Consider the following 13,619-nt stretch of genomic DNA (forward strand, 5'->3'; position numbering starts at 1 on the left):
GCCGCTGCCCGACACGGCGGCCGACGTCCCCGTGCCGGCCATGCCCGCCGGGCTCGAGGCTCTCGCCGCCCGCGTGGCCGCCGCCCGCCGCGCCGGCGGCCCCCTCGCCCTCGGCGTCGTCCGGTCCGTCACGGGGCTGGCCGTCGAGGTGGTCGGGCTCACGGCCGGGGTCGGCGAGGTCCTCGACATCGGCCACGAGGGCGTCCCGCCCGTGCGCGCCGAGGTCGTCGGCGTCCGAGCCGGCGTCCTCGCGTGCATGCCGCTCGGCACCGCCGACGGCCTGGCCGCCGGCGTCCCCGTCCGCCGCTCCGCCCCCCGCCTCACCGTCCGCGTCGGCGACGCCCTCCTCGGGCGCGTGCTCGACGGCCTCGGGCGCCCCCTCGACGGCGCGCCGCTGCCCGCCGGCCTCGCCGAGGTGCCGCTCGAGGCGCCGCCGCCGCCGGCCCTGCAGCGCCAGCGCGTCTGCGAGCCCCTGCCGCTCGGCGTCCGCGTGCTCGACACCCTCGTCCCCGCCGGCCGCGGGCAGCGCTTCGGCCTCTTCGCCGGCTCCGGCGTCGGCAAGTCGAGCCTCATGTCGATGGTGGCCCGCGGCGCCCGCGCCGACGTCGTCGTCCTCGCCCTCGTCGGCGAGCGCGGCCGCGAGGTCCGCGAGTTCCTCGAGGACGACCTCGGGCCCGAGGGCCTCGCCCGCAGCGTCGTCGTCGTCGCGACCTCCGACGAGCCGCCGCTCGTGCGCCTCAAGGCGGCGGCCACGGCGACGGCGATCGCCGAGCACTTCCGCGACCAGGGCCTCGACGTCGTCCTCATGATGGACTCCCTCACCCGCGTGGCCACGGCCCAGCGCGAGATCGGCCTCTCAGTCGGCGAGCCGCCCGCCACGCGCGGCTTCCCGCCGTCGGTCTTCGCGCTGCTGCCGCGCCTGCTCGAGCGGGCGGGCCCCGGCGTCGTCGGGTCGATCACCGGCATCTACACCGTCCTCGTCGACGGCGACGACCACGACGAGCCGGTCGCCGACGCCGCGCGCTCCATCCTCGACGGGCACGTCGTCCTCGACCGCAAGCTCGCGACCGCGGGCCACTTCCCGGCCGTCGACGTCCTCGGCTCCGTCTCCCGCGTGGCCTCCCGCGTGACGACGGCGGAGCAGCGCGCCGACGCGACGGCGGTCCGCCGGGCCCTCGCCGCGCGCCGCGACGCGCAGGACCTCGTGGACGTCGGCGCGTACGTGCCCGGCGCCGACCCGCTCGTCGACGCCGCGCTCGCGGCCGCGCCGAGCACGCGCGCCTTCCTCACCCAGTCCGTCGACTCCCTGGCGGACCCGGGCACGTCGTGGGCGGCCCTGTCGGGGCTCGCGCGGCTGCTCGACCCCGACGCCCCGTCGCTCCACGGCGGCGCCCACCAGGGCGCCGCCGCGTGAGCGGCTTCCGCCTCGCCGGCCTCCTGCGGGTGCGGCGCACGCAGGAGAAGCTCGCCGCCGGCGAGAGCGCGATGTCCGCCTCCGAGGCGCGCGTCGCCCGGCGCCTCCACGAGGAGGCTCGTGCCGTGCTGGGCGCCCACCAGCTGGCCGGGGGAGGCCCCGCCGGCTGGGCCGCGTCCGTCGCGGCCCGCTCGGCGCTGCGCGGCGGGCTCCTCGAGGCCCAGGGCGAGGCCGAGCTGGCCGCCGAGCGCGCCGGCGAGGCCGAGCGCCGCTGGGCCGCCGCCCGCGCCCGCACGCGCGCGCTGGAGCAGCTCGAGTCCCGCCGCGCCGAGGAGAGGGCCCGCCAGGCGCTCAAGGAGGAGCAGCGGCGGATCGATGACCTGAGGGCGGGGCCGAGCGGCCCCTGGGCCGACCTGCCGGACGACCCGACCGACGACCCGACCGACGACCCCGACGAGGAGCGCCTGTGAGCGGCATCGCCGCGGTCCAGTCCCGCATCGCCGGCATCCAGTCGATGATCGCGGACCTCGCGCCGTCGGCCGCGCGCTCCGCCGCGGCCGGCGGCTGGGCGCTCGGGACGACGACGGGCACGACGGCCGGCGCGGCGACCACCGCCTCCGGCCGCACCCCCGCGGCCCCCGCCGGCGCAACCGCCACGACCGCCGGCGCCGGCGGCTTCTCCGACCTCCTCGCCGGGCTCGTCGAGGGGGGTCCCGCCGCCCGCACGGCCGGGGCGTCGCCCTCCGCCCGCGGCGGGGCGAGCGGGGACGACGTCGTCGCCGCCGCCCGGAAGTACCTCGGCGTGCCCTACCGCTGGGGCGGCACCGACCCGGCGACCGGTCTCGACTGCTCGGGCCTCGTGCAGCGGGTCTACCAGGACCTCGGCGTGCAGCTGCCCCGCGTGGCGAAGGACCAGGGGACCGTGGGCGCCCCCGTGCCCGACCTCGCGTCCGCGCGCCCCGGGGACCTCGTCGTCCTCGACGGCGGCGGCCACATCGGCATCTACGTCGGCGACGGGAAGATGCTCCACGCCCCGCACAAGGGCGACGTCGTCAAGATCTCGACGGTCTGGGAGACCCCCACGGCGATCCGCCGCGTGCTGGGGGAGGGCGGCTCGACGGCCGGCACGACCGGCGCGGCCCACGCGGCGGGTGCCGGGGGGACGACGGCGCTCGACGCCGGGGCCGCGCGCCCCAGCGCGATCCGCAGCGCCGTCTCGGCCGACGTCCGCCGCTACGAGCCGCTGCTCGCCGCCGCCACCGAGCGCTACGGCCTGCCCGCCGGCCTGCTCGCCGCTGTGGCGCAGCAGGAGTCGGGCGGGAACCCGTCGGCCGTCTCGCCCGCCGGTGCCCGCGGCCTCATGCAGCTCATGCCCGCCACGGCCCGCGGCCTCGGGGTCGACCCCATGGACCCGGCGTCCGCCGTGGACGGCGCCGGTCGTCTCCTCCGCCAGCACCTCGACCGCTACGACGGGTCCGTCCCGCTCGCCCTCGCCGCCTACAACGCCGGGCCCGGCGCCGTCGCCCGCTACGACGGCGTGCCGCCCTACCGGGAGACGCAGCAGTACGTGAAGAAGATCACCGCAGCCCTCGGCCTCGCCGCGTGAGCGCCGCACCCGTGACGGGCCGCGGGCCGTCCTGCACGCTCCCCGGCCCCTCGGGCGAGGGCCCGCGCCGCGGCGGCGGGGACGGCGGCTTCGCCGAGCTCCTCGCCGGCCAGGCGCGCGCCGGGGCCGCCCCGGACGACCGCCCGCGCGAACGCACGCCCGTCGGCGACGACCGCGGAGGGCGCCCCCCGGCGCACCCGAGCCCCGGCGCGCACGAGCGGCGCGTCCTCGCGCAGCTGCGCGGGCCGCACCCGCAGGTCCGCGGCGGGGAGCAGGCGTCGACCGAGCCCCTGCCGCGCGACGCGGTGGCCACGGCCGACCGCACGGCGCCGGACGGCTCCGTCGTCCCCGCGACGCCGGTCGTCGCAGGGCCGAGCACGCCGGCCGCCGACCCGGCGCTCGCCGCAGCCGTGCCGACGACCACGCCGTCCGCGGGCGCGGCACCCGTCGCGGTGGTCGCGGCCGCGTCCTCCACCACGTCCTCCCCGACCACGGGTGCCCCCGCTGCGGTCCCGCCGGTGGCCGCGTCTTCCGCGCCCTCGGCGGTCGCCGCTGACGCCCAGGTCCCCACCGGCCAGGCCCCCATCGCCCAGATCCCCACCGGTCCGGTCCTCACCGCCCCCACCTCGTCGGCCCCTGCCCCGACGGCGGAGGCCGCGGCGGCCGGCAGCGCCGCGCCGGCTCCCGCCGCCGTCGGCATCGCGGTCGCCGGCGACCCGTCGGCGACGTCCGCGCCCGCGGCCGGCACGTCGTCCGTCCCGGACCCGGCCGTCACCGACGGGACGGCGCCCGGCGCCGACCCGTCCGAGGACGTCGCGCCGGGACCCGTCGAGGCGCCGGGCCGTCCCGTCCCCGACGGCCCTCCCGTCGACGGCAGCTCGCCCGACGGCCCGGCCCCGTCCGGCACCGCCCCGTCCGGCACCGCCCCGTCCGGCACCGCCCCGACGGTCGACGGCCCCGTCCCCGCGTCCCCCGCGCCGACGTCCGGCGCCACGGCGCCGGCCCTCGCGCCCGACAGCGCTGCGCCGTCCGCACCCGCACCCGTCGGCACGGCCGACGGCGTCCCGCCCGGCACCACCGCACCGGCGCCCTCGACGACGGCCACCCCGCAGCCCTCGGCCGACGGCGTCGCGGCCCAGGCCGGCACCGTCGCGGACCCCGGCTCCACGGCTCAGGGCGCCCTCGGTGACGGCTCGACGGGCCAGAGCTCCTCGGGCCAGGGCCAGGGCCAGGGCCAGAGCCCGGGGCAGGGCTCGTCGGCCCCGAGCGCCGCTGCGGGCCAGCCGCTCCCGTCGCCCACCGCGTCCGCCGACGGTCCTCCCGCGGTGACCGGCCCCGGCGGCGCGCCGGCGGCCCCGACCACCGGGCCGGCCTCGACGACGGCCGCTGCCACCGCTCCGGCGAACGTCGCCCCGACGAACGCCGCCGCGGCGAGCGCCGCCCCCGCGGTCGCGGCCGTGGACGCCGCGGCCTCGACGGGCACGGCGGCCTGGGTGGCCGCCTCGGCCCGCTCGGGCTCCGGCGTCGCCGACCAGCTCGTCCCGCGCGCGGCGGCCCTGCGCCGCCTCGGCGACGGCGTCCACCGCGTCGTCGTCCGGCTGCAGCCCGAGGGCCTCGGCGCCGTGCGCGTCGTCGCCGACGTCTCGGGCGGGTCGCTCTCCGTCCAGCTGCACGCCGCCACCGAGGCGGGCCACGAGGCGCTGCGCCAGGCCCTGCCCGAGCTGCGCCGCGACATGGGCTCCACCGCGGGCGGCAGCGTCTCCCTCGGCGCGTCCGGCTGGGAGGGCTCCGGCGCCGACGGTGACGGCCGCGGCGCCTGGGCCGGCACCACCGGCCACGGCGCGGGCGGGCGCCCCTCGCACGGCCGCCCGGCCCGCGGCGAGCCCGTCACCGCCGCTGCCGGCACCTCGAGCGCCCCGCCGGGCGTCCGGGGCGGCGCTGCCGGACCGGGACGCGTGGACCTCGTCGTCTGAGCGCCCCACCCGTCCCGCTCGCCCAGCCCACCCGACCAGCCCGACCCGTCGTCCCAGGAGGACCCCGTGCCCGCCATCTCCGGTATGCCGTCCGGTTTCACGCCGGCGCCGACCCCGGCGACGTCCGTCGACGCCACGGGCTCCAGCCAGGCCGTCCGCGTGCCGAAGCAGGAGCTGGACAAGGACGCGTTCCTGCAGCTCCTCGTCACGCAGATGCGCTACCAGGACCCCAGCCAGCCCATGGACACGACGCAGATGATGGCCCAGACCTCGCAGATGACGACCGTCGAGCAGCTGACGACGCTCGTCCGCTCGAGCCAGGCCGCCTTCGCGTCGCAGCAGCAGCTGTCGTCGTCCGCCCTCGTGGGGCAGACGGTGCAGTGGGCCGACACCGAGCTGAAGACCTCCGGGTCGGGCGCGGTCTCGGCCGTCCGCTTCACCGCCGACGGCCCCGTGCTGCGCGTCGGCGACGCCGACGTCCCGCTCGCGCAGGTCACCGGCGTGACGACCACCGCGACCGCCTGACCCGCCGCACCCGACCCGCACCACCCGCCACGCCCAGACAAGACACGCAGACCAGCGACACCGACCCCGCACCACCCCGCCTGAGGAGGCGCCCCGTGCTCCGTTCCCTGTTCACCGGCATCAGCGGCCTGCGGGCCCACCAGATGATGATGGACGTCACCGGCAACAACATCGCCAACGTCAACACCAACGGCTTCAAGGGCTCGGCGATCACGTTCCAGGACACGTACAGCCAGATGATCGAGGGCGCGAGCGCCCCGCAGGCCGGCCCGCCGGACCGCGGCGGCGTCAACCCCTCGCAGGTGGGCCTCGGCGTCCGCGTCGCCGGCATGACGACGAACTTCACGCAGGGCGCCACCCAGTCCACCGGCCGCGCGACCGACGTCATGCTCGACGGCAACGGCTTCTTCGTGGTCGACAGCGGCGGCGAGCAGCTCTACTCCCGCGCCGGCTCCTTCGACTTCGACCGCGACGGCACCTTCGTCAACAGCGAGGGCGCCAAGGTGCAGGGCTGGCAGGCGGACAACACCGGCGTCTTCGGCCCGCAGACCGGCGCGACGATGGGCGACATCAACCTCAACGCCTCCGCCCCCGCCGACCCGGACGGCGGCGTCCAGGCGCTCATGGGCTACCGCATCGGCTCCGACGGTGTCATCACCGGCGTCTACCGGGCCGCCGCCGGCCAGGTCACGCAGCAGGCCGTGGCGCGCATCGCCGTCGCCACCTTCGCCAACAACGGCAGCCTCGAGAAGGCCGGCTCGTCGATGTACCGCGAGAGCGTCAACTCCGGCAACGTCGTCATCGACCCGCCCGGCCAGGGCGCCGCGGGCACGATGTCCACCGGCGCGCTGGAGATGTCGAACGTGGACCTCGCGCAGGAGTTCACCAACCTCATCATCAGCCAGCGCGGCTTCCAGGCGAACAGCCGCGTCATCACGAGCTCCGACGAGCTGCTCCAGGACCTCGTCAACCTCAAGCGCTGACGCCCCACGGGCCCGCGTCCTCCCCGGGCGCGCCCGCTCCCGCACCCGTCCGCCCGGTGCCGCTCGACGCGGCACCGGGCGGTCGTGCGCTCCCACCCGTCGGCTGCCCGCGCAGCGACCTGCAGAGCACCGGCCACGCACCACGTCCGCGGACGTCGTCCCAGGTCAGGGGACCGGCCGCCCGCGTCGACCGGCTGCTCCGCAGGTCGCCGTGCGCGCACCGCCGGTCTGGTCCGGACGGGTGGTCCTGCGCGCCGGCCGCCCGCCGGCGGCCCTCAGCCCGCCCCCCGTCCGGCCGATAGACCAGCGAGGCCCACGGACGGGCCCTCCGACGAGCGGTGCTCCCACCGCTCCACCGCTCGCCCAAGGACGGCCACCATGATCATCCTCACCCGCCTGGCGGGGTCCCGCTTCGCGGTGAACCCCGACCTCCTGGAACGCGTCGAGGCCACGCCCGACACGGTCCTCACGCTGCTCGACGGCACCAAGTACGTCGTCGCGGAGGGCCTCGAGGAGGTCGTGGGCCGCGTCGCGGACTACCGCGCCACCGTCATAGCGACGGCCCGCCGCCTCGCGGAGGAGCAGGCGGCCGCCGCCGAGCTCGAGCACCAGGTCGAGGCCGCGGCGCCGTGGCCGGACGACGTCACCCCCCGTCTCGCGCCGGCCGTGCCGCTGCGCCGCCGCAGGAGGTCCTGATGGATCCCGCAGCCATCGTCGGCATCGTCCTGTGCCTCGGGGCGATCCTCACCATGATGATCATGGAGGGAGGCAACCCCCTCGCGATCTTCCTGCCGCCCCCGATGATCCTCGTCTTCGGCGGCACCTTCGGCGTCGCGATCGCCGGCGGCCTGCTCAAGGACGCCAAGGCCGTCGTGGGCAGCCTCAAGAAGGCCTTCCTCTCGCCGCCGAAGAAGATGGACCAGACGGTCGCCACCATCGTCGAGCTGGCCGAGCGCGCGCGCCGCGAGGGCCTGCTGGCCCTCGAGGACGCCGTCAAGGAGGTGGAGGACGACTTCCTGCGCGACGGCCTCCAGGCCGCCGTCGACGGGACGGACCCCGAGGACCTCCGCACGATGATGCTCGACAAGAGCGACCAGAAGGCCGCCGCCGACAAGCGCTCGGCCAAGTTCTTCAGCGACATGGGCGGCTACGCGCCGACCATCGGCATCATCGGCACGGTCATCTCGCTCGTCCACGTGCTCGAGAACCTCTCGGACCCGGGCGGCCTCGGCCACATGATCGCCGGCGCGTTCGTCGCGACCCTCTGGGGCGTGCTCTCCGCCAACGTGTTCTGGATGCCGATCTCCAACCGCCTCAAGCGGCTCGCGGAGGTCGAGGCGGCGCAGATGAACCTCGTCGTCGAGGGCGTCCTCGCCATCCAGTCCGGCTCCAACCCGCGCCTCGTCAAGCAGCGCCTCGCCAGCCTCGTGCCGGAGGGTGAGCTGCCCGCCGACGAGAAGGCGGCATGAGCGCCGGCGGCGCCCACGGCCGCGGCCGCCGCGGCGGGGGCGGGCACGACGAGGGCGGGCACGACGGCCCGGACGAGCGCTGGCTCGTCAGCTACGCCGACATGATCACGGTGCTCATGGCCCTGTTCATCGTGCTCTTCGCCATCAGCCAGGTCGACGCCCAGAAGTTCCTGCAGCTCAAGCAGGGCCTCGCCGAGGGCGTCGGCGCCAGCAGCACGATCCCCGTGGACGGCGGCTCCGGCCTGCTCGTCAGCAACGGCTCCGTCGCCGCCCCGGCGCAGCCGCAGACCGCGGTGCAGGCCGAGGCCCCCGACGCCGGCTCGGCCGGGCAGGGGGCCTCGTCCTCGGCCGCCGGCGGCGCCTCGGCGATGCAGGCGGCCCGCGAGGAGGTCGAGCGGCTCGACGAGCTCCAGCGGCAGCTCGACGCGTCGCTGCAGAGCGGCGGCCTGGGGGACCGGGTGGACTTCCGCATCACCGAGCGCGGCCTCGTCGGCGCGATCGTCGCGGACGACGTCTTCTTCGAGTCGAGCAGCGCCGCCCTCCGCGAGACGGGCCGTGAGGTGCTCGACGCGATGGCCCCCGTCCTCGACGCGGACCAGCACCCGCTCGAGCTGCAGGGCCACACGAACTCCCTGCCGGTCCGCGGCGGCCTGTACCCCAGCAACTGGGAGCTGTCCGCCGCCCGCGCCGCCTCGGTCGTCCGCCACCTGGAGGCCGACGGCGTCGCCTCGGACCGCATGACCGCCGTCGGGTACGGCCAGACCCGGCCCCTCTACCCGGGGGACGACGAGCAGGCGCTCTCGGGCAACCGCCGCGTCGACCTCGTCGTCCTCTCCGACCAGCCGGCCGAGGTCAAGGCCCTGCTGCCGGAGGCCGCCGCCGAGGCCGCCGCCAGCGCCGCGCCGCCCGAGCCGCAGGTCGCCCCGGCCGCCGTCGCGCTCGCCCCGCCGGTCGAGGCCTCCGCCGCCGACCACGCCGACGCGGGGGGCCACTGACGTGGCCGTCCAGCGCACCACCGCAACCCCCACCACGACCACGGAGAAGTCCATGCCCGCCAAGACCGCCGCGCCCGCCGACGCCGAGGCCGAGGCGCCCAAGAAGAAGAAGCTGCCGCTGCTGCTCGGCGGGGTCGTGGCGCTCGTCGCCGTCGGCGCCGGCGCCTGGTTCTTCGTCCTCGCCCCGGGCGACGCCGAGGCCGCCGCGGAGCCGGAGCCCGAGCCCGAGAAGGGCGAGGTGGTGCCCCTCGAGCCGGTGTCGATCAACCTCGCCAACGGGTCGTACCTGCGGCTGGGCCTGGCCCTGCAGCAGACGGTCGACGCGGCGGAGGCCGTCGACGGCAGCGAGGCGCTCGACCTCGCCATCAAGACCTTCTCCGGCCGCACCACGGAGGAGCTGGCCAAGCCCGAGGTCCGCGACCAGCTGAAGGAGGAGCTCCTCGGCGAGGTCGAGGAGGCCTACCCGGACGAGGTCATGGAGATCTACTTCACCGAGTTCGTCACCCAGTGACCCGGTGAGGACGTCGGCCCCGCCCCGCACGGGGCGGGACCGACGTCCTCGCCGAGGTCGCCGGCGCGCCGGGCTCAAGCACCGGCGCGGCGCGGCCGATGCAGTGGCGTGCCCACCACCCGATCAGCGCAGCCGAGCGCCACCGCCGGCCGGCCGGTGAGCGCGCGCCAGCGGCGCCGCGGCGCCGTGGTCCCCTGGGACTTCCGCGCCTCCGGCCGCATGGCGCGCGAGCACCTGCGCGTGCTCGAGCTCGCCTTCGAGACCCTCGCCCGCCAGTGGACGACGCAGATGGTCACGCGCCTGCGCGCGGACGTCGCCGTCGAGCTGCGGGCGGTCGAGCAGACCACCTACGACGAGCACGCCAGCACGCTCTCGGTGCCGTCGCCGCTCGTCGTCATCGGCACCGACATCGGGGCCGCCGGCCTCCTGCACGTCCCCGCCGAGGTCGTCCTGTCGGTCGTCGACCACGGCCTCGGGGGCCCGGGCCGCCAGCAGGAGGCCCGGGAGCTCACCGAGCTCGAGGTCGGGGTCCTGCGCGACCTCGGCGACAAGGCGATGGCCGCCCTCGACTACGCCTTCGCCACCATCACCCCGCTCGGCGCCCGCCGGACGGCCACCGAGCAGATCCCCCAGCTCGCGCAGGCCGCGCAGGCGTCCGACCAGGTCGTCGTGGCCCACCTCACGGTCACCGTGGGCGCCACCACCGGGGAGGCCACCCTCGCCCTGGTCCTCGCGCCCCTCCAGGCCCGCCTCGGCTCCTCGACCGCGCCGGCGCGCTCCGCCGAGGAGCTCGAGGCCGAGGCCCGCGCCCAGGCCGCCGTCGTCGGCGCCATGCCCCGCGTGCCCGTCGAGGTCGCCCTGCGCCTGACGCCCACGCGCGTCACCTCCGACCGGGTCCTCGACCTCGCCGTGGGCGACGTCGTGCCCCTCGGCCACCCCACGTCCCGCCCCCTCGAGGTCGTCGTCGCCGGGCTCGTGGTCGCCCGCGCCGTCCCGACGGCGTCCTCCACCCGCCTGGCCTGCATGGTCGTGTCCACCGAGGAGAACCCGCGATGAGCGCCCCCACCACCACCGCCCCCTTCGGGGTCGCCGAGGTCGCCGCTGCGGCGCGCGCCGCCGCCGGCCTCGTGCCCGCTCCCGGCGCCCTCGTCGTCGACCCCGCCGCCGACGGCGCCCCCGCCACGTGGCCCGAGCCGAGCGCCCCCGCCGTGGTCGCCACCTTCTCCGGGGCCCGCAGCGGCCTCGTCGTCCTCGTGCTCGACGCCGCCACGAGCGGTGCGCTCGCCGCCGACCCCGCCGGCCCGGGCGCCGACGGGCTCGCCGAGGCGCTGCGCCCGGCCCTCGAGGCGGCGGCCGGGAGCCTCGGGCCGGTCGCCCTCGGCCCGCTGCGGACGGCGACGGCCGGCGAGCTGGACCTCGCGTCCGCGCCCGTCGTGCCGCTGCTCACCGACGGCACCGCCCGGGCGTGGGCCTCGCTCGTCGCCACGGGCGAGCAGCTCCCGGCCGTCACGCCGGGCGCCCCGGTCGGCGCGAGCTCCGGCCTGCACCTGCTCCGCGACGTCGAGATGGTGCTGTCGGTCGAGATCGGTCGAGCCCGCATGACGGTGGCCGAGCTGCTGACCCTCGCCCCCGGCCGTGTCGTCGAGCTCGACCGCGCCGCCGGCGCGCCGGCCGACCTGCTCGTCAACGGCCGGGTCGTCGCCCGCGGCGAGGTCGTCGTCGTCGACGAGGACTTCGGCCTCCGCGTCACCGAGATCCTCGGGAGCGAGCAGAGCTGACCGACCGCCCCAGGGGCCCCGCCGCGCACGTCGCGGCGGGGCCTCGTCGCGTCCGGGGGAGCCTCGTGACCGTGAAGGTGACGTCTCCTTCACCCCAGGGACCCTCGCGACGGCGAAGGTGACGTCTCCTTCACCCCAGGGACCCTCCTGAACGTGAAGGTGACGTCCCCTTCACCCGTCGGACCCTCGTGACCGTGGAGGTGACGCCACCTTCACCCAGGGACCCCCGGAACCGTGGAGGTGACGCCACCTTCACCCGGGGGGCCCCACGACGGCGCGCGCGGGAGGCGCGCCGGTGGGGCGGGCGGCGACCTTCGGCGTCCGCGCGCGGACCACCCGACCGGCTCAACCCGCAGCCCGGACGTGCCGAGGAACCAGGCATGGACTCGCTCGGTCTCCTGCTGAGAGTGGTCGCCTCCCTGGCGGCCGTGCTCGGCCTCGTCTGGATGGTGCGCCGCGGGATGCTGCGCGGCCAGGGCGGTCGCGCCCGCGCCGCCGTCGGCAGCATCTCCGTGCTGGCGCGCCAGCAGCTCACCAACCGCGCCAGCGTCGCGCTGGTGCAGGTCGGAGGCACGGGCCTCGTGCTCGGCGTCACGGACTCCTCGGTGCAGGTGCTGGCCAGCCGCCCCGTCGACGAGCTGCTCGCGCAGCCCGTCGAGGCGGCTCCGCAGCCCGCGCCGCGCGAGCCCCGCGCCGTGGCGAGCCGCCCGGCCCCTCGGCGGCTGCTGCCGACGTCGCGCCGCGAGGTCATCGCCCTGCCGGCGGCCCCCGCGGCGGAGCGCCCGGTGGTCGCCCCGGTCACCGCGCCCGTCGCGGCGGAGGCCCTGCCCGTCGAGGTCCTGCCGCCCGCCCCGGCGGGCGCGAGCTCCCTCCCCGGGTCCGAGCCCCTCTACGAGGAGATGCGACGCCGGGCCGCCGCCGTCGCCGACCTGCCGCGGCAGGAGAGCCGCGGTGCCGCCGCCCCGGCCCCTGGCGCCGCTCCCGTCCCCGCCCCTGCCCCCGTCGCGGTGTCCGCCCCGACGTCCGCCCCTGCGCCGCAGGCGGTCTCCTTCGACGCCCAGCTCGGTGCCGCCCTCGAGGAGGACGCGACGGTCCCCGACGCCCCGCCCGCCGCCGCCCTGCTCGCCGAGGCCCTGCCCGCTCCGGCGGACCCGCGCACCGACGGCCGCCCGCGCCGCGCCCGGCACGGCGCCCGGGCCGCGGGCCCGCTCAGCGGGTCGGCGCTGTCCCCGAGCACCTGGGTCCAGGCCGTCGGCGCCGTGCGCGACCTGGCGGGCCGCCGGTGAGCGCGCTCCGCGCGGGCCGCGCCCGCGCCCTCGTCCTCGCCGCCGCCCTCGTGGGTCTCGCGCTCGTCCTGGTCGTGCTCAGCGCGCCGGGCGCCGCGGCGGCCGGCGCCGACGGCCTCACCGAGGGGCCGGGCGTGTCGGTCGACGTCCAGGGCGTCGACGGCAAGCCGAGCAGCGCCCTCGTCATCCTCCTCGGCATCACGGTCCTGTCCGTGGCGCCGGCCCTGCTCCTCATGATGACGAGCTTCACGAAGATCTTCGTGGTGCTCTCGATCACGCGGAACGCCCTGGGGCTCATCGCGGCCCCGCCGAACCAGGTCCTCGCGGGCCTCGCGCTGTTCCTCAGCCTCTTCGTCATGGCGCCGGTGCTCGCCCAGGTCAACGACCTCGGCGTCCAGCCCTTCCTCGACGGCAGCCTCGACCAGCAGCAGGCCCTCGAGGCCGGCGTCGCCCCGCTCAAGGACTTCATGCTCGCCCACGTCCGCGCCGACGACCTGGCGCTCGTCACCCGCGCCGCCGACCGGCCGAACCCCGCGACCCCCGCGGCCACCCCGCTGCTGACGCTGGTGCCGGCCTTCGTGCTCTCCGAGCTGCGGGCGGCCTTCATCATCGGCTTCGTCATCTACGTGCCGTTCCTCGTCATCGACCTCGTCGTCTCGGCGGCGCTGATGTCGATGGGCATGATGATGCTGCCGCCCGTCACGGTGTCGCTGCCCTTCAAGCTCCTCCTCTTCGTCCTCGTCGACGGCTGGGGCCTCGTCATCACGGCCGTCATCGGCAGCTACGGAACGGGGGGCTGATGGACGACGTCGCCGTCCTCCAGGTCGCCGTCCAGGCGATGACGGTGGCCGCCAAGATCGCGGCCCCGATGCTCCTCACGGCCCTCTGCGTGGGCTTCGTCATCTCGCTCTTCCAGTCCGTCACCCAGATCCAGGAGGTGACGCTGAGCTTCGTGCCCAAGGCCATCGCGGTCGGCATCGCCCTCATGGTCTGCGGCCGCTGGATGATCATCGAGATGGTCAGCTTCACCACCGAGCTCTACGGCCAGATCCCCGGTCTCGTCTCCGGGACCGGCTGAG

General features: G+C 77.4%; 15 protein-coding genes. All 15 read left to right on the forward strand.

Annotated elements, in window-relative coordinates; translation table 11 throughout:
• Nucleotides 1-40: 40 nt before the first annotated feature.
• Nucleotides 41-1,414: a FliI/YscN family ATPase gene (locus Q0789_RS04710; RefSeq protein ID WP_366917642.1), complete on the forward strand. Its 1,374-nt coding sequence runs from the start codon at nt 41-43 to the stop codon at nt 1,412-1,414.
• Entirely contained in the window at nt 1,411-1,884 is a 474-nt protein-coding gene (locus Q0789_RS04715; protein ID WP_298802636.1) for a hypothetical protein, read from the forward strand. The genes Q0789_RS04710 and Q0789_RS04715 overlap by 4 nt, the downstream gene beginning before the upstream one ends.
• Nucleotides 1,881-3,020, forward strand: coding sequence for a transglycosylase SLT domain-containing protein (locus Q0789_RS04720; protein ID WP_298802638.1), 1,140 nt, complete (start codon nt 1,881-1,883; stop codon nt 3,018-3,020). Before Q0789_RS04715 ends, Q0789_RS04720 begins: the two co-directional genes overlap by 4 nt.
• Nucleotides 3,017-4,993 (forward strand): flagellar hook-length control protein FliK, encoded by a 1,977-nt coding sequence (locus Q0789_RS04725; RefSeq protein ID WP_298802640.1) that lies wholly within the window; start codon nt 3,017-3,019, stop codon nt 4,991-4,993. Before Q0789_RS04720 ends, Q0789_RS04725 begins: the two co-directional genes overlap by 4 nt.
• 66 nt (nt 4,994-5,059) lie before the next feature.
• Complete coding sequence (locus Q0789_RS04730; protein ID WP_298802642.1) at nt 5,060-5,518, forward strand: flagellar hook capping FlgD N-terminal domain-containing protein; 459 nt, start codon at nt 5,060-5,062, stop codon at nt 5,516-5,518.
• 95 nt (nt 5,519-5,613) lie between these two features.
• Nucleotides 5,614-6,501 (forward strand): flagellar hook protein FlgE, encoded by an 888-nt coding sequence (locus Q0789_RS04735; protein WP_298802644.1) that lies wholly within the window; start codon nt 5,614-5,616, stop codon nt 6,499-6,501.
• 378 nt (nt 6,502-6,879) lie between these two features.
• Nucleotides 6,880-7,197 carry a flagellar FlbD family protein gene (locus Q0789_RS04740; protein WP_171203559.1) on the forward strand — a complete coding sequence of 106 codons (318 nt, stop codon included), beginning with the start codon at nt 6,880-6,882 and terminating at the stop codon, nt 7,195-7,197.
• Nucleotides 7,197-7,970 (forward strand): motility protein A, encoded by a 774-nt coding sequence (locus Q0789_RS04745; RefSeq protein ID WP_171203558.1) that lies wholly within the window; start codon nt 7,197-7,199, stop codon nt 7,968-7,970. Before Q0789_RS04740 ends, Q0789_RS04745 begins: the two co-directional genes overlap by 1 nt.
• The gene (locus Q0789_RS04750) at nt 7,967-8,965 is read left to right on the forward strand and encodes a flagellar motor protein MotB (protein ID WP_298802648.1); all 999 of its coding nucleotides are present in this window, start codon (nt 7,967-7,969) and stop codon (nt 8,963-8,965) included. The genes Q0789_RS04745 and Q0789_RS04750 overlap by 4 nt, the downstream gene beginning before the upstream one ends.
• Before the next feature lie 52 nt (nt 8,966-9,017).
• Entirely contained in the window at nt 9,018-9,476 is a 459-nt protein-coding gene (locus tag Q0789_RS04755; RefSeq protein WP_298802650.1) for a flagellar basal body-associated protein FliL, read from the forward strand.
• 156 nt (nt 9,477-9,632) lie between these two features.
• Nucleotides 9,633-10,532, forward strand: coding sequence for a flagellar motor switch protein FliM (locus Q0789_RS04760; RefSeq protein WP_171203555.1), 900 nt, complete (start codon nt 9,633-9,635; stop codon nt 10,530-10,532).
• Complete coding sequence (fliN, locus tag Q0789_RS04765) at nt 10,529-11,254, forward strand: flagellar motor switch protein FliN (RefSeq protein WP_298802654.1); 726 nt, start codon at nt 10,529-10,531, stop codon at nt 11,252-11,254. The genes Q0789_RS04760 and fliN overlap by 4 nt, the downstream gene beginning before the upstream one ends.
• Nucleotides 11,255-11,634: 380 nt before the next feature.
• A complete protein-coding gene (locus tag Q0789_RS04770; RefSeq protein ID WP_298802656.1) occupies nt 11,635-12,540 on the forward strand; it encodes a flagellar biosynthetic protein FliO in 906 nt (301 codons plus the stop codon).
• Entirely contained in the window at nt 12,537-13,340 is an 804-nt protein-coding gene (gene fliP, locus Q0789_RS04775) for a flagellar type III secretion system pore protein FliP (RefSeq protein ID WP_298802658.1), read from the forward strand. The genes Q0789_RS04770 and fliP overlap by 4 nt, the downstream gene beginning before the upstream one ends.
• The gene (locus tag Q0789_RS04780; protein ID WP_171203579.1) at nt 13,340-13,618 is read left to right on the forward strand and encodes a flagellar biosynthetic protein FliQ; all 279 of its coding nucleotides are present in this window, start codon (nt 13,340-13,342) and stop codon (nt 13,616-13,618) included. The genes fliP and Q0789_RS04780 overlap by 1 nt, the downstream gene beginning before the upstream one ends.
• The last annotated feature ends 1 nt before the right edge of the window (nt 13,619 follow it).

This window comes from uncultured Pseudokineococcus sp., from assembly GCF_947499845.1.
Classification (GTDB): Bacteria; Actinomycetota; Actinomycetes; order Actinomycetales; family Quadrisphaeraceae; genus Pseudokineococcus.